This is a genomic window from Paenibacillus sp. sgz302164, from assembly GCF_056120505.1.
Map to the genome: position 1 here is coordinate 382926 of NZ_JBVYOL010000002.1, position 16252 is coordinate 399177.

The following is a 16252-nucleotide window of genomic DNA, read 5'->3' on the forward strand; positions in this document are numbered from 1 at the left end:
TTAATTTAATGATTTTTGGTTTCGATAAACGGTTTGAATGCGGCGTTTCCGCTTCCGATGTCATTTTTATCCAATATTTGCAAATGATCAGCGTCATCCTTCCTAAACCGGGCAAACATATAGCGCTCATCCCCGGGATTCAAGCTATGGGCTAAGGGCAGATACGAAAGATTGAATTTATCGATAACTTGATATTTTTGATCGTATACGGTCATTTCGTCAGCAATATGTTTATTTTCTTCGCGGTTTAGATAAAACCATACAGGTCGTGCATAGAGAAAGGAACCGCTTGCGTATAAATGAGTGAGAAAATTCCTTTTTATTGGTACAACCTCTATTTGTTTGCCTTCCAGATCCGACGAGTACTGAACTGTAGATCGGCTGTCGTTCTCATCACCGTAAAAATACGAGAAATATAGCTTATCGCCGGCAATTCCGGAGATTATGGCGTTTCCGTTGTCGGCATTTTCAAACATGGGCGAGACGTTGCTGGTCTTAAGGTCATACCGCATGGTACGGTACATGTTTTTGCCTGACTCGAAGAAGTAAACATTACTGCGGTAAGGGATGATATCTAATATATGGCCGGCTTCAAGACTGCCCGTATATATGGCTTGCGGTTTCGAGAAAATGCCACCGTTGAGATCGTACTTCATAATCTGATAATTTAATTCCGATTGCTTGGTGTAGCTCGAAGTTGAGTAATATACGACGCCCCTGTGAATGGCAATGGCATGCGGCGGGAAATCGAAGGTCATTATTTCTTTCCTTTTCGCCCCGTCCAGAGATACTTCAATAAGCTCCGTTTTCTGGGAGCTTTCTTTTTCAAAGCCGGGTTTGAGCCGGAGGGTATACAGCTTTCCGTTCTGATACTCAAGAAATCCTTTATCTGACGGTATGTTGAAATAAGCGCGGCAGTTGGGCTTCTCGTCGATCTTGGTATCGTCGCAATCCGCGTTTGGACGATTGTCCAGCAGCACGGGCTTCATCGTATTTTTATCGGCATAATACATATAATTGGCATTTAAAAAGTAATAGCCGTTTTTGCTGGCCGTCGTTTGAACCCTATGATTCTGTTCGTGAAAAACATATTGGTAGTCCGTCTCGCTGTTGTATTCGTCAGAATCATTCGCCTTGTTATTGCACCCCGATAAGCAGATGGGGATGATGGCGGCAATTAGTGCAAAGTAAAATGTTTTCTTTTTCATTTCGTTTAACTCCCGAGGAAAAGGAATTCGCCTTTTGGACGATATGAACTCCAGAAAGGCGAATTCTTTTTATTTATTTAATAGTAAACATTAGGACGGTTATTTAATGTTGGTTGAATCCTTCCAATACCCTCCGTTGTAACTAACCTCATGGACTCCGGATGCCGAGAGGGATTGCGGATTGAAATGATTTGCGGTTGTACTTACGCTTGAGGAACCCGTGTGGTTTTACTGCTAATTCCGCCTGTTACTGATGTCGCTTCAAATGAATTGCTTTAAAGGATAAATACCCCAATTGAACGTAGCATAACGGGAAAAAAATGTAAATAACATTAATCGTTAATTTCGAGACTGCCTTGCCTGAATTAATGCAAACGTTTCACCATTAGTCTATCGTCAAGTTCATTTTATTTCACAAGCGAAGGCATGCACTTCTTTTCTATATGGGCCAAATGTCTTGGCTATTAGTATTTAATCAATAAAATTCTACATAAAATAACATTTTTTCGCTTTTAAAAAGGGGAAAATAGTAATATATTACTATATTTAATTATCCGGAATAGTAATAGTATGTATGTATAATACAAAATTTTCCTGATAATTGTTTAAACAGGCGTCATCTGTTATTGCCCTAACCTAACTATTATTTATTATAATTGTAAGATAAAACTTACTACAAAGGAGGTACTTGATTAACAGCTTCTCCCCGCTCACATAAGGGGTAAAATTTAATAAGGGGGATTCAAATGATTGACCTTTCTGGAATTGCCGTATCACAACAACCATGGATTAATCTTTCCGATGTGGAAATAAAGAAAATATATCTGTGGAATGAGTTGTTTAATAGAACGGGAATAAAGACAGACACTGCCAAACTTCCAGTTCGAATAGGAAAACTTCAGAGGCAAGAACTTGTAAAAAAAGAACAATTACTTGTTTCAATCATGCAAGAAGAGGTGAGTCCGCTAAAAAAAACAATGTCGGGCCTTTATTTAATCATTCTTACGAACCAGGACGGTGCGGTACTTGATATTATGGGACCCGATACAATCATAAGCTACTTGGAATCCGTAAATGTTGGCATTGGAACTTCTTTTTGTCTTGAACATGCTGGAATAAATGGCATATCAATGGCCATGCAAATGGATTCATTAGTGGCCGTCAAAGGTTTTGAGCATAGCTTAAAAATTTTTGAAAAATGGAATTGTATTTGTTCTCCGATTAAGCACAAAGACCAAAATCGCGGCTATTTGGAGATTTCGGTTTCTATTACAGATGATGTAAAATTAATAGTTCCTTTGCTGGAGCGGATAGTGACAGATATTGAATTTAGTATTCAGTTAGCTGATCCTGGCATGAAGAAAGCAAAAATTTATGAACATTTTGACCAGTATGGTCTGACAAATCGGGAGAAGGAAATTGGATTTGGTTGGCTGCATAATGAAAGCGCAATACATATTTCTTTATGTTTAGGTATTTCAGAAGCAACTGTGCGGCATACTCTAAAAAAGATTTATAGCAAAACTAAGTGCTACGATAAGGGGGGATTCATAAGAAAGTTTATGAAATGATACCCTATTTATGGTATTTACTAGGATGTTTGGCTGGCGTATTATTAGGTTATAAGCAGCTGAGTGATGGCTAAGGGAGGCGGGAGGTTGAAAATTAAAGAGTTTATTTCCATCGAGCATAAAATTACTTTCATTATTATAGCTGCTAGTACAACAGTTGGTTTCATTTATGGGTTAGCATTTGATGAAGGTTCGAACATAACACGGATGGACTTTTCCGGCAATAACTTTGCCAGTATTTTTTTTCAAATACTTTCGCATAACTTTTTAATTTCGTTGCTAGTTTTATTGTTATCCATATTTTTTTATGTAGGTTCTTCTGTTCCCGTTATGTTGACTTACTTTATATTCGGAGATAGTTTCGCGGTTATTGCTAAGAAAAATGGCATTTTAACAGCTTTCGCAACTTATCCACATCTCATATTTGAGACTATTCAGATATTATTGGTTTTATCGATAGCATTTAAAATATCGGGGAAAATATTAGAAATGGCTTCTTTAAAGAGGAAAAAAAATATAGGTGTCCGCGAGCGAATTCCTATGAACCTTATGGTTGCTTTGGTTTTTATGGTTTTGGCTGCAGTTACTGAGACAATCAGAATAGGTTACTTTTAAAACGTTAAAGATAGCTCAGCGAATGCTGGGATCCTTTAATCATGCAGGGGGACGCTATGAAGAATCAAAAGCTATTATTTTTCTTAACATTGACTGTATACATACTGATAGTAATCGTATTGAATTTTACAATAAAAAAGGGAGAGATTCTGGCTGTAATTAATAAAACGGCAAATTTATCGGACGATCAACTGATAGGGGCGATTGTGGTTGGGACCGTAATGACATTGGGTGTCTTGGCTGTAATCTTGGTCCTGATAAGGATTTTGCTTCAATTGGTGTTTAAGTTCATTTATAAAGGTTCGAAGGAGAGAACTTTTCTTAACGAATCTTACTTTGTTCCATTAACCTTCAAATTTATTTTGTTAATTACGGCGCAGCTTATGTTAGTCTTTGGAGTCTTATCCAGTAAATTGTGGATAAACATTGTTGTTATTCTTTTGTATACTCTGTATGTTTTGTTTTTTAATAATTTTGAAAAAATGAAAAAGGACAAGGGGGTTCAAATTGTTACAGGAATTTTATTAATCTTGGCCATTTAGGCTTATTTGGGGGCACGAAAGGAGGTGAAAAATATGTTTGAATTAGTAGCAACAGGGATTGCGGCTGATGTAGCAGCTAATGTTATTGACGCTATCTTGAACGGCTGGAGCATTGTCGCAGCACTGACGCTTATTGCTGGACTTGCTGGCGGAGCGGCAGCTGCACTGGAAGGCGCTCTTTCTCTCCTGATCAAATGGGCAGGAAGAAAAACCATTATCGCTTGGTAATCTAAGGTAACAACAAGGAGTAAGGAATGTATTAGATCCTCACAATACTAATACATTCCTTATTCCTATTCCTTTTTCCATAGAGCCAACTGCCGACACCGCTTTATTAGCAGTATATCACAAAAAGAACGAATTATGCATGTATGATTTAAAAGTTGGGAATTAATTTGGAGTCTTAATGAAATCATGGACCAGGGTTGGAGGCAAAATGAACGCTGCATATATGTACCTAGCTCTTTTTTTAAAAAAGTATTACCGAAATTCATTTGAAAAGAAAATGTCCTACATTAGTACTGAATTTAGTTACCTTCATTCTAATATTTGCGCTTTGCTCAGCAAATTGTTTTCCGTTGTTGAGATTTTTGCGTTGTGTGTCATGCCCATATCTGCTTTTTTTTATTCGGCAATGTTCAAATACATTTTAATTGCTATTTTATTTATTGTATATATTTTAAAGATGAAGGAATTGAATGTGCGTAGTTTTAGAATGTTTTTTCATAAATTATTTGTTAAAGAAGCTGTTTTTCAATTTTATGGGATCGTTTTAATTTGTTTGAATTTAATGTTCTCGCTAGATATTAAAATATATGTCATTTTACTATTTTTACTCGGAATATCTTTTATAAATGTACAACGCTACTCCAGCGTCTTCGTATATGCTTATTCTGCTATTTATTTGGTTCTTGCGATCTATTCTATTCATAGTTTTGAAGTTGTTCTATATTATGTTATATTATTCATGATTATGGTTGGTATGCTTTATTTTTACAGATACAGAGTGTTAAAATATAAAGAATATAACTTCAAAGAGAAGAAATCAAGCTTTTTAAGTATAAATTTGAAAAGGCTCATTAGAATGCTGTTTAGAAGCAAGCAAGAAATTGTCGCCTTTATATTCCCGTTCTACCTTCTTATATTTTTCTTTGCCAACTATATTTTACATAGCACAAATCAGATACTACTGGCTTCTGAAATACATAACATTGTTCTTCTTCTGGTTTATTTCTCTATTTATTATATTTACATCAAATTAAAAGTTTTGTCCTATGACGAATGTTTTTATTTTTCAACCACCAAATTGGAATTTTATAACATGGGCATTCTCTATAATTACTTCCAAAAGCTAGTTATTTTAATAGTATTCAATATTTTCAATGCAGGATGGGGAGTCATTTACTTACTCGCCTTGCTGAAGATCGATTGCAGCTTTCATAATATTTTGCTGCTGGGAACATCGCACTTTTTTATAACTATGATTTGTTTGTCTCCCAATATATTTGTTGAAAAAAATAAAGCTGATGTAACGAAGCAACCTGTGGATTTTCGAAGATACACCGGTTTAATTGAAGGTTTTTTAGTCATGTCGCTGTTTGTTACAATCAGTATTTATATCAATGTGAGCACCAATGAAGTGATTCCGAAAACGATAAAGGATACCCTTTTTAATATAGACCATGTTATTGATTTCGTGTTTTTGGCGGTATTGTTAGGGGCCGTTATTTCGGCAATAAAAACCGTTAATCACATTAGAATAGAGAAGCGAAATATTGAGAGGAGAATTTAAACTATGTATTTTCAATTGATCTTATTCGCCTTTTTGGCGTTGTACAGCATTCATACCTTAATTAAATCGTATAACGGGATTAAGAAAGGCGCTCATCCTAATTACTTGGTCATCGTTTTATCAATAATAGCTTTGATTGCATCGATTTTAGTATTGATTTTTCGCTTGGGAGGAATTAATGCGTGATCCTGCAATTAAATATTGATAAGTTTGCATTCGGCAAGAATGTGATTTTTTTAAATCAGGAAGTACATATCAGCGGCGGACATATGTTGGGGGTAGTAGGTGCGAACGGCACCGGAAAATCCACATTGGTCAATATTATAAACGGTAATTTAAAATCAACAGCAATATTAAAATATAACAATAAACCGCTAATACCCGGCTATAACAACACCATTGTATTCGTCTCCGATGATTTTATCGGGTTGGAGTATCTGACGCCTATAGAAGTCACACAGTACTTTTTACTGCTCTATTCCAGGAAGTTTGACGAAGTCAAGTTTAATGAAATAGTCAGTCTTGTGAACATGGACAAAGACACCGTTTTGAATCAAATGATTAAAACTTTGTCTAAAGGTACGAAGCAAAAAGTTATTTTTATCATTTACATGATGTTGGACAAGGATATTATTATTTTTGATGAAGGGCTTGAAAACATTGATGAAACTACGTTGAATCATATTTTAAAAGAATTGAAACAATGGACAAGCAACGATGCAAAGTGCTGCATCATCGCCACCCACAACAAGCTGATATTGGAATATGTGGACGAGTATATTTCTTTAGAAAGGCCGGAAGGTTATGTGGACGGTACGAAACTTACAACTATAAAAGGGAAGAAAAATAGTTGAGGGCGGTCAAATGAAAAATAAGCGTCTTTTGATGATACTCGGTATAGTGATTTTATGTTTCGTTGTGGTGAATGTGATTATATCCAAGTCAAAATCTTCTCTCACCAGCGTGACAAAAGTGCAGGTCGTTAAGGTGAATAAACAACAAATGTCGGATACCTTGATTGCTTCAGGTGTTATAACACCTAGTGAGGAAGAGACCATATATAAAGATGAAACCATGGGATCGGTTAAAGATATATTTGTATATGAGGGACAGGAAATTACGAAGGATACTGAACTGTTTCGATACGATGAAGAAGAGATCGGGAATAAGATAACTTTGTTGGAAATTGCCAAGACGCGGCTAACCCTTGGACTTGAACAGCAGAGTGAAAAGCTGGATAATCTGGAGGCCGATTTTAAACATAATTTAAAAGATATTACACTTGTTGAGGAGTCAATTCGCCAGGCGGAGAAAGATAAGAAAGACTTGGAACGGCAGGTGAAGTATGCCATGCTGTCCATTAAGGAAAACGATATGGAAATGGAAAATCTTTTAAAGAAGAAAGATAAATTGGTCGTCAAAAGCACTATAGCAGGAGTTGTAGAGAAGGTTACCCGCAATGCGGGAGCACAAGAACCTATGATCCATATAGTATCTAATGAACCTTATAAAGTTAAGGGCACAATCACCGAATTTGATTCTGTGTTTGTAAAAACCGGCCAACCGGTAAAGGTAAAAGCCAAAGTATTTTCAAGTGAGATATGGAAGGGAAAGGTAGATACGATAAAGTTAAGCCCTGTTCAAAGCAGCACAAGTTCGACAGTAGAAAAGAAGGAATCTGTAACTTCATATCCTTTCGTAGTAAGCCTCATGGAGAAACATGCTGAGCTGCAAGCAGGCTATCACGTATCTGTGGAAATAGAAATAAAAGCAAAAGATAATGCACTTACCTTGCCGCATGATGCAACCTTTGTGCAAGATAACAAAGATTTTGTGTTTGTGGTTGAAGGCAACACGCTGTACAAGAAAGAAATAACGATCGGATTGATGAATGATCAGATTAAAGAAGTGCTTACAGGCGTTGATGAGGAAGATAACGTTGTCATACATCCAGCAGCAGATTGGAAAGAGGGAATGGAAGTGAAGGTTGATGCTGCATCTAAATAACATATGCAAAGCCTATAAATCCGATTCGCTTGAAGTGCCAGTTCTACATAATCTTAGCTTGTTGGTCGAACAAGGGGAATTTGTAGCTATAATGGGACCTTCGGGCTCAGGAAAGTCAACGCTTATGAGCATCATCGGATTGCTGGATACGATAACCTCCGGTACATACCTGTTGAATGGACAGGATGTATCGACATCTAGCGATAAGGAGTTGGCAAAATATCGTAACAAGCACATAGGCTTTGTTTTTCAACAATTTCATCTGCTCCCCAAATTAACTGCATTATCCAATACGGAACTTCCATTAATCTATGCCAGGGAGAAGAAAAGATCACGGATTGAAAAAGCGCATAGAGCTTTAGAAAGAGTGGGGCTTGGTGAGCGCAAGCATCATTATCCCAATCAACTGTCAGGCGGGCAAAAACAGCGAGTCAGTATTGCCAGAGCCATTATCAATAACCCCGATGTGATTCTTGCAGATGAACCTACAGGTTCTCTGGATACAAAGACAGGCGAACAAGTCATGAGTATTTTTTCCGAGTTTAACCGGGAAGGCAAGACGATTATTCTTGTTACTCATGAACCTGAAATAGCTCAGTATGCGCAAAGAACCATCCTTCTTCGAGACGGAAAAGTAGTAGAAGATCGGAGGATTTAGCGATGGACTTATGGGAATGCGTGAAGATGGCTATTACGTCTTTGTATGCGCATAAATTAAGATCGATGCTTACGATGCTAGGGATTGTTATTGCGGTGTCTTCTATTATTACCATTGTCGCTATCGGGCAAGGCGGCGAAGCTATTTTGAAAAAAAATTTCGTCGGTAATGGCAATAACTCGCTGGACATACTTTATCGAAAGCTGGAGACAGAAGGAGAAATAGAGCTGAGTGACGAAAAATCTACGGCCAGATTTGACGAGAGCGACGTCTTTGATCTGCAAAAGCTTCCTGAAATCTCAAAAATCATAACGATGAACTCCTCTTCTTCTGTGTTACATTATTTAGATAAGACAATGAATACTCAACTGATAGGAATGACAGAAGGATATTATGACGTATACCCTCTTGAGCTTGTATCAGGACGTTTTTTGACAAAAAGTGAGATCGAACAAGGGCGCAAGGTAGCATTGCTAAGTGAAAGTTCGCTTGAAAAATTAAGTAAAGGAAGAAGTGTAGTAGGAGAAATCATCGAATTGGAAGGAATATCTTTCAAAGTGGTGGGTATTTATAAAGAAAAAAAGAAAAGTTTACTAAATTTTGATATGAAAAAAACTCTTGTGCCTATTGCCGTTTGGCCTACTCTGTTCGGAGAGAATAACATTCATTCGCTGACTATTCAAGCCAAAGATTCCAGTAAGCTTCAGGAAGCTGGGCAGATGGCCGTTGACCTGCTTAATTTAAAATATCGAAGCAAGCAAACAAACGGAGAATACTATATTTTCAATATGGAGCAAATCCAGGAGTCCCTCTCCACGATCACGAATACGATGACTGCCATTATCGGCGGTATAGCTGGAATTTCATTGGTTGTAGGGGGGATAGGGGTGATGAACATTATGCTTGTTTCGGTCACGGAAAGAACGAGAGAAATTGGTATACGTAAAGCATTAGGAGCCACTCGGGGGAGTATTTTAGTTCAATTTTTAATTGAATCCATGATGCTAACGACATTAGGGGGAAGTATAGGCATATTGATCGGCACAGGTGGGGCCTACCTGGTGTCCGTGTTTACCCATTGGCCGCCACTTGTATCCATACCTGTGATTATTGGCGGGGTACTATTCTCGATGTCCATTGGTATTGTATTTGGGATGCTGCCGGCGAATAAGGCGGCAAAGTGCGATCCGAATGAATCCCTACGATATGAATGAGCCCATTCTGTCTTGGGATTCTCTCAAAAAGTCTTGGCCTGTGAAACTGTAGTTCCATTGTGGAATATACAGAAATTCACAGGCCAAGACTTTTTCATTCATGGTTTTGACTGCCAGCTTGGCTAGTTTGGGTTAGCTTTTTGATCCGCTATTCCTGCTTCTGTATCTTAGCCGGGTTGTTGATTTTGTAAGGCACGGGGTGCTTGGTCAGCTTTTTGGCGACGATTTTGCCCTCGAATGTGAGGGTGTCTCCCACTTCCAGCTCCAACTTCTTGAGAGTGGCGCTGTAGCTGGACCAGGCTTCGCCGATCGGCGTTTCCGGGTCGGTCATTGCTACGTTCTCGTAGATGATGACTTCATCGTCGTTATCGGAGAAGTGGTTCGGCACCGTCGTGAATTCCTTCACGGTCGCGGTCATTTTGACTTTTTCCTCGGGCAGCTCGAGCTTGGGGGCTTTTTCTTTTTTGCCCTTGGCTTTGGCCGGAGCGTCCGGGGCGGGCTCTTGTGCCGCGGGAGGTTCCGCCGGGGGAGCTACGGTCTCGGGCTCCGCTGGGATTGTCGCCGCGAGAGCAGCGGTCTCGGGCCCCGCCACGGTTTCCGCCGCGGGACCGGCAGGCTCGGCTGCGGACTCAAGGGGCGCGCTCTCCGGCTCAGCGGCTTCTTCGACGGTGGCGGCAGGTTTTTGCCCGTAGTTAGCTGCTTGCATTTCCTTCAGGAAGGAAGGGTGAATGCAATGTTTTTGCATGTTGTCCAGCTCGATGACGGCCGTTATTTTATCGACGAAACCGATGAGCCGGCAGGGCAGCGTCATGCCGTTCCTTTTGTAGAAGAACGCTTTGGTTTTGGAAGCTTTTTCGGACAGCAGCCCCCATTCTTTGCATTTTTCGATTTGCGCAGCCTCGTCTTCGAAGGCATTATAGGTTTGGGGCTCGATTATGAACGCGTATACCATCGCTTCTCCGCCTTTCTTCATATACAGCTCTAGTGTACCATTTTTCCACGGAATTGAGGCATATTGCTTCAGTATTTCCCGGCAAAAAGAGGCCGATACGAATGTATCGACCCCCTTATGAGGCTTGCAAAGCATGGCTTGCTTCAATTGGCCTGCAGCGCTGTGGCCGATTTCGGCTGTTGCGGCTGCAGCGAAGGCGGAGGGAAGTACCCGACATATACGGCATAGGCGATTAGTTTATGGATGAAGGAAAGGTCCGGCGCTGCGCATCGAAGTCCCGAAGCCTGGAGGTAAGCCAAGGTGCGCTCGCATCCGTACTGGCAATCGGAATCTTTGGCGCCGTCTCCTTCCAGTTGGGCCATGGCCAGTGCCCGCGCTTCCTGACTGACGGCTTGGCCGTCATCCAAAAGCCAGCTCGTATAGGCGCCGAATTCCATCGTCTCCACCTGATAGCCGCATTCGTTCACGTACTCGATCAATCGGGAGTAAGTGAGCGGCTGAGGGTTGCATATGTGAAAGACGTGCCCGATGGCGTCGGGCTGCATGACAAGCTCCGCGATGGCGCTGCTGGCATAATCGATGGGCGTCAGATCGACGTACCAATCGGCCGCAGGCGCTTTGCCCAAGAGGAGCATGGCTTTCAGCATCCGATAGAACGCATTGCTGTCGATATTGCTCTGGAACTTGCCCGTGACCGAATGGGAGGTCAAGTTCGCCGGGCGGTAGATGCTGGCGGCCACGCCCCGTTTGGCTGCGGCCAGCACGAGCTTTTCGGCTTCCAGCTTGCTGCTGGTGTACACACTGTCGACGTGCAGATCGGGCGAAAAGTCATCAAGCTCCTCGACGGAATCCCACTGCTGGCTAAGCGCCAAGTCTTCGGGAATGGCGATGGTGGAAATGTAGTGGAACCTGATGCCCGGCCTCGCTTCCGCTAATTCGAGCAGATGCCGCGTGCCCTGTACGTTCGTTTGCTCGAACTGCTCCGGACTGCCAAAATGCCGCACGTCGGCAGCGGCGTGGAGAATCGTCCCGACGTTCAGCTGCAGCTCGCGCCAGGTTTCGGTGGGCAGCCCGAGCCTTGGAGCCGACAGGTCGCCTTCCAGCACCTGAACCCGCTCGTTCATGAGCTCCAGCAGGCTGTCTCCGAAATAATGCTGCATCACTTCTTGCAAGCGGGCGGTTGCTGTCTTACCGGCCGCCGGCCGAATGATAGCGATGATGCTCTGCGAGCTTATTTTCAGCAGCTCGTACAAAAGATGCGAACCCAGATAGCCGGTGGCTCCGGTCAACAAAATGCGGTTCGTCCGCTCATGTCCATCGGCAGGCGCAACATTCACCGCGGCGCGATATTTGATGCTCGGCAGTTCATGCAGCATGGTGACACCGCCTGTCCAGGAAGGCTTGCGAATGCTGCGCGGCTCGTCGGCAGCCTCGTCCAGCTCTTCCATTCGCCGGGCCAGCTCGTCCATCGTTTTATGCCGGAACAGATCCTGAATCGTCAGCGCCTGGCAGTGCGGCTTGAGATGAACGAGCACCTGGATGACCGCAAGCGAGTCGCCGCCGATTTGGAAAAAATCGTCCTCGATGCTGAAATGCTTTCTGCCCAGCTGATGTTCCCAGGCAGCCGCAATCAGCTGATGATAAGCGGTATGCGGCTGCTTGTCCTCGTCCACGAGCGTCTCCTCGGGCTCTTGTTCGATCGGGTAGGCCGCGAGCTTTTTGCGTTCCACTTTGCCGGTCGGCGAAAGCGGCATTGTCTCCAGCTGAATGAGCCATTTCGGCACGTAGTAAGCCGGCAGCTTGCTGTGCAGGAACGTTCTGAGCACGGCGGCGGATAGCGGGGCGCCGTCCATGGTTGTATAGTAGCAAGCCAGAGCTTGCTGGCCGTTCGCTTCCTTGACCGGTATGACGGCGGTATCCTGCACGTTCGGATACTTCGTCAAGTAATCTTCAACCGCGCCGAGCTCGATGCGGTGACCGCGAATTTTGACCTGCGCGTCTCTGCGCGTCACGTATTCGATCGTCCCGTCTTCGAGCAGCTTCACGATATCGCCGGATCTGTACACCATTTCGCCGGGGACGAACGGGCTCGGAATGAAGGCTTCGGCCGTTTTGGCCGGCTGATTCAGGTAGCCTTTGGCCAGTCCCACGCTGGCGATGAGCAGTTCGCCGGGCACGTTGAGCGGGCACAACTGCAGCTCGTTATTGACGATATAAACCCGATAATTACCGTTGGGTGTTCCGATCGGAATATGGGTAATTTGCGATGAAATCGGCCCGATAATAGGGTGATAGGTCGTACCGATCGTACATTCCGTAGGCCCGTACAAATTGTAAACGCTAATGCGGCCGTTCGACTTCGTTTGAAAAGACCGAACCTGCTCGCCGTACAGCGCTTCGCCCGCCGTCATCACAGCTCTTAAGCTGGACAGCTTGCGGAAGCCGTCTCCGGACAGGCGGACTGCCAGCTGATTGAAGAAAACAGTCGGGATGGCAGGGATAAGCGTCGTCTGCGTTCTGGCTACGGCGTCGGCGAAAGCTTCCACGGATACGCGTTCCTCCGCGTTCAGCAAAACCAGGTGGGCTCCCGCATAAAGCGCGCTGATCGTTTCCCATACGGAAGCGTCGAAGCTGAACGTTGCGAACTGGGTCAGCACGTCATTTTCCGTGATCGCGAACTTGTCCCGGATAAAAGCGCCAAGATTAACGGCTCCTTCATGGGCAAGCAGAGTCCCTTTGGGCTGTCCGGTAGAGCCGGACGTATAGATGACATAGGCCAAATCGCTTGGCTGTACGCCGGCATCCGGATTATTCGCCGGCAAGTCCGGCCATTCGTCGTCCACCCGCAGTATGTGCTTCACGTCGCCCAAGTCGGAAGCCAGCTCGCGCAAGCGCTGCTCGTGAGCTCCTTTGGTCAGCACATACGCAGCTTTCGTATCTCCGATGATGTAGCGGATCCGCTCCTCCGGATAGTCCGGATCGACGGGCACGTAGGCGCCTCCGGCTTTCATGACGCCGAGCAGGCTGATGATCGTATCCAGGCTCCGCTCCATGAACAGCGTGACGAAGTCGCCTTTGCCAAGTCCGCTGCGGATCAGCATGTGCGCGATCCGGTTCGCCTGCGCATTCATTGCCTCGTACGTATACGACCGCTCTGCGGAAGAGATTGCAGGACGGCTGCCGAACTGCGAGGCGGCTTGTTCGATCATGCCGTGCACGGTGCTTTGAGCCGGATATTCGAAAGCCGTATCGTTCAATTGCTCATAGAGCGCCAATTCATGCCCGGTTAAAATAGGGATCGAGCCCACATTTACGGAGCTGTCTTTCAATACGGCCTGCATGAGTTTAAAATAACCTTGCATGTATCGATGAATCGTCGATTTCTTGAACAGAGAGGCGTCATATTCCATAGATAGTTCGATGTGCATCGCATATTCCGTGAATGACCAATTCAGTAAGGCACGATCCTGCTCATCCGGCTTCCGGTTTAACGTCAGAAACGTTTCCGGCTGCTTCGCTGAGGGTCCCGGCTTCCCGTCCAACTGGGCGCGCACATCGTGCCACAGGTCGAGGAACGATGTGCTCCGCTCCAAAGTTACAACGACGGGAAGCGGGGCAAGCCGGCTGCCGGCTGCGCCGACGGCAATCTCGTTCTCGCCGGAGAAGCGGTATATCCATGCCGCATACAGGCTGAGCAACAGCCCCAGACGATCCTGCTCGTCTGGGTACTGCTCGCAAGCTTTGAGGGCGAGATCCATCGGCAATTCGGCCTTGACCGAAGCTTGCCGGTAAGTTCTGGATTGGCGTTCGTAATCAAGCGGGACAGGAAGAATGTACAATTCGTTTTCTGCCGTTGCATCCGATGGTTTTCTCTCTATGGTCATATGGAATCTCCCTCACCTTACTTTTTCTTGACGCGAAATTGTTTAATGAGTTCACTGAGCTCGTCGGCTGTAGAAGAAAGAACGTTTGAAGAGTTCACGATCGATTCTAGATGATGTTTTTGCTCGTCAATGGAATGGCTGATTTCACTTGCATTGGAAGCCGTTTTGCTGACGGATACGCTGAGTTCGTCGGCGTTGGCGGATATTTCCTCCGTTCCGGCCGATATTTGCTGGGCTGCGCTTGACACCTCCTGTACTTGCGCCGAAACATTTTTGGTCGCAGTCAAAATGTCGGTAAACAACCGGCCGGTTTCGTCGGCCATGATCATGCCTTTTTCCACCACTTCCGTACCGTGTCCCATCGCCTGCGAGGCTTGATGAATTTCGTTTTGCACCTCTTTGATCAGGGATGAGATTTGATCGGCGGATTGATGGGATTGTTCAGCCAGCTTGCGGACTTCTCCGGCGACTACGGCGAAGCCTCGCCCGTGTTCGCCGACCCTCGAAGCCTCGATGGCCGCGTTCAGGGCGAGCAGGTTCGTCTGATTGGCAATTCCGCTGAGCACGTCGAGAATGCTGCCGATCTCCTGAGAACGGCGGTCCAGCAAGTTGACGGTGACGGATGTGTCGCTGACGAACTTCGTAATTTGGCCCATCTGATCGGCCATATTTTTCACTACGGTGTCGCCCTGCACAGACTTGTTTTCGACCGCGCTGGCTTCGTCGGCCAAGCTCGAAGAGCTTTGGGCAATCGTCTGGATAACGGTGCTGATTTCGGTAATGGCCCGCGAGCTTTCGATACTGGACTGCTCTTGGTGCTTGATGTTGCCTGTAATCATTTTGATATGGGAATTGATCGTTTCCGCATGATGGTTGTTTTGCTCCGTCGTCGCATACAGGCTTCTGGCCGATTCCGCAACTTGTACGGACAATTCCTGCACTTTGAGGATCGTGTTGTTCATGGTACTGGCCATTTGGTTGAATTTCTCGTTGATGATGCCGAGATCGTCCTTGCCTGTGCGGAGCTCTACGTCCAGGTTGCCGGAACTGATCTGTTCGATACCGCGAATCAGTTCGCGAATGGGGGACAGCGTCCTCCTTACGATAAAGTATTGCAGGGCGATGATGACAATCAGGGAAGCGATAAGTATGGTAATGCCGTATGTAATGAGCTTGCTCAGCCCTTCGGGAATCGCTTTGGCGTCGGTATCCACGGCGAAATAGGCGAAAATATTGCCGTTCGCGTCCTTAATCGGATAAGCGATCGTCGTCCACGTCCCGAGCTCGTCGTTATATACGTCGGAAAAAGTTTCCTTCTTCGCGTTCAGCATGTTGCGAACCGTGTCCGCAATCACTTTAGGCTGCTCGTACATATCGCCGATCGTCAGCTTGGACTCTTCAAGCGGTTGAATCAAATGCGTCGGAACGACGCCGAGCGACGTTTTATTGCCGTCCTGCAGCTCGGTACCGAATATGTAGGCTTGCGCGATGGTCGGGTTGTACTTGCTGATGGAATCCATCAGGCCGCGAAGCTCGGTTTGTACAGCTCCCTGGTAGCTTTTCTCCTGCATCGCTTTTTGAACTTTGCCGGCATCCAGCTGTTTGAACCATGCTTCCGTGACAGTCTTGATCTGGCTGTGAAGCTGATTCATTAAAATATTTTTCTGAATAAAATAACTGGAAACGATGAGTAAAGCGCCGATTAAGAAAATATTAAACGATGATAACAAAAGATTTTTCGTAAAAAAAGACATGCTGATTTTTTTTCTCATCTGGTCTGTCCCTCCACTCGGATGAAATATGGGCCCT

14 protein-coding genes are annotated in these 16252 nt (G+C 44.6%); 10 read left to right on the top strand and 4 right to left on the bottom strand.

Features of this window, described 5'->3' with window-relative positions; translation table 11 throughout:
• Window positions 1–5: 5 nt before the first annotated feature.
• Window positions 6–1208: a hypothetical protein gene (locus AC0LWT_RS05205; RefSeq protein ID WP_474680148.1), complete on the bottom strand. Its 1203-nt coding sequence runs from the start codon at window positions 1206–1208 to the stop codon at window positions 6–8.
• Between the two features lie 746 nt (window positions 1209–1954).
• On the opposite strand from AC0LWT_RS05205, the gene AC0LWT_RS05210 reads away from it, so the two are divergent.
• From AC0LWT_RS05210 to AC0LWT_RS05255, 10 genes are all read left to right on the top strand, one after another.
• Window positions 1955–2779: a helix-turn-helix transcriptional regulator gene (locus AC0LWT_RS05210; RefSeq protein WP_474680149.1), complete on the top strand. Its 825-nt coding sequence runs from the start codon at window positions 1955–1957 to the stop codon at window positions 2777–2779.
• A gap of 87 nt (window positions 2780–2866) precedes the next feature.
• A complete protein-coding gene (locus tag AC0LWT_RS05215) occupies window positions 2867–3394 on the top strand; it encodes a stage II sporulation protein M (protein WP_474680150.1) in 528 nt (175 codons plus the stop codon).
• Between the two features lie 56 nt (window positions 3395–3450).
• Window positions 3451–3936 (top strand): hypothetical protein, encoded by a 486-nt coding sequence (locus AC0LWT_RS05220; protein WP_474680151.1) that lies wholly within the window; start codon window positions 3451–3453, stop codon window positions 3934–3936.
• Between the two features lie 33 nt (window positions 3937–3969).
• Window positions 3970–4164, top strand: coding sequence for a hypothetical protein (locus AC0LWT_RS05225; RefSeq protein ID WP_474680152.1), 195 nt, complete (start codon window positions 3970–3972; stop codon window positions 4162–4164).
• Between the two features lie 178 nt (window positions 4165–4342).
• Window positions 4343–5728, top strand: coding sequence for a hypothetical protein (locus tag AC0LWT_RS05230; protein ID WP_474680153.1), 1386 nt, complete (start codon window positions 4343–4345; stop codon window positions 5726–5728).
• 3 nt (window positions 5729–5731) lie between these two features.
• Window positions 5732–5914 (top strand): hypothetical protein, encoded by a 183-nt coding sequence (locus tag AC0LWT_RS05235; protein ID WP_474680154.1) that lies wholly within the window; start codon window positions 5732–5734, stop codon window positions 5912–5914.
• The gene (locus tag AC0LWT_RS05240; RefSeq protein WP_474680155.1) at window positions 5911–6582 is read left to right on the top strand and encodes an ATP-binding cassette domain-containing protein; all 672 of its coding nucleotides are present in this window, start codon (window positions 5911–5913) and stop codon (window positions 6580–6582) included. The genes AC0LWT_RS05235 and AC0LWT_RS05240 overlap by 4 nt, the downstream gene beginning before the upstream one ends.
• A 10-nt stretch (window positions 6583–6592) precedes the next feature.
• The gene (locus tag AC0LWT_RS05245) at window positions 6593–7735 is read left to right on the top strand and encodes an efflux RND transporter periplasmic adaptor subunit (protein WP_474680156.1); all 1143 of its coding nucleotides are present in this window, start codon (window positions 6593–6595) and stop codon (window positions 7733–7735) included.
• On the top strand, window positions 7719–8393 hold the full coding sequence (locus tag AC0LWT_RS05250) for an ABC transporter ATP-binding protein (protein WP_474680157.1): 675 nt from the start codon (window positions 7719–7721) through the stop codon (window positions 8391–8393). The genes AC0LWT_RS05245 and AC0LWT_RS05250 overlap by 17 nt, the downstream gene beginning before the upstream one ends.
• A gap of 2 nt (window positions 8394–8395) precedes the next feature.
• Window positions 8396–9607, top strand: a complete 1212-nt coding sequence (locus AC0LWT_RS05255; RefSeq protein ID WP_474680158.1) for an ABC transporter permease — start codon at window positions 8396–8398, stop codon at window positions 9605–9607.
• Between the two features lie 148 nt (window positions 9608–9755).
• Here the strand turns inward: AC0LWT_RS05255 and AC0LWT_RS05260 are convergent, their stop codons facing one another.
• From AC0LWT_RS05260 to AC0LWT_RS05270, 3 genes are all read right to left on the bottom strand, one after another.
• Window positions 9756–10559 carry a hypothetical protein gene (locus AC0LWT_RS05260; RefSeq protein WP_474680263.1) on the bottom strand — a complete coding sequence of 268 codons (804 nt, stop codon included), beginning with the start codon at window positions 10557–10559 and terminating at the stop codon, window positions 9756–9758.
• Between the two features lie 143 nt (window positions 10560–10702).
• A complete protein-coding gene (locus AC0LWT_RS05265) occupies window positions 10703–14443 on the bottom strand; it encodes a non-ribosomal peptide synthetase family protein (protein WP_474680159.1) in 3741 nt (1246 codons plus the stop codon).
• A gap of 17 nt (window positions 14444–14460) precedes the next feature.
• Window positions 14461–16215 carry a methyl-accepting chemotaxis protein gene (locus AC0LWT_RS05270; protein ID WP_474680160.1) on the bottom strand — a complete coding sequence of 585 codons (1755 nt, stop codon included), beginning with the start codon at window positions 16213–16215 and terminating at the stop codon, window positions 14461–14463.
• Between the last annotated feature and the right edge of the window lie 37 nt (window positions 16216–16252).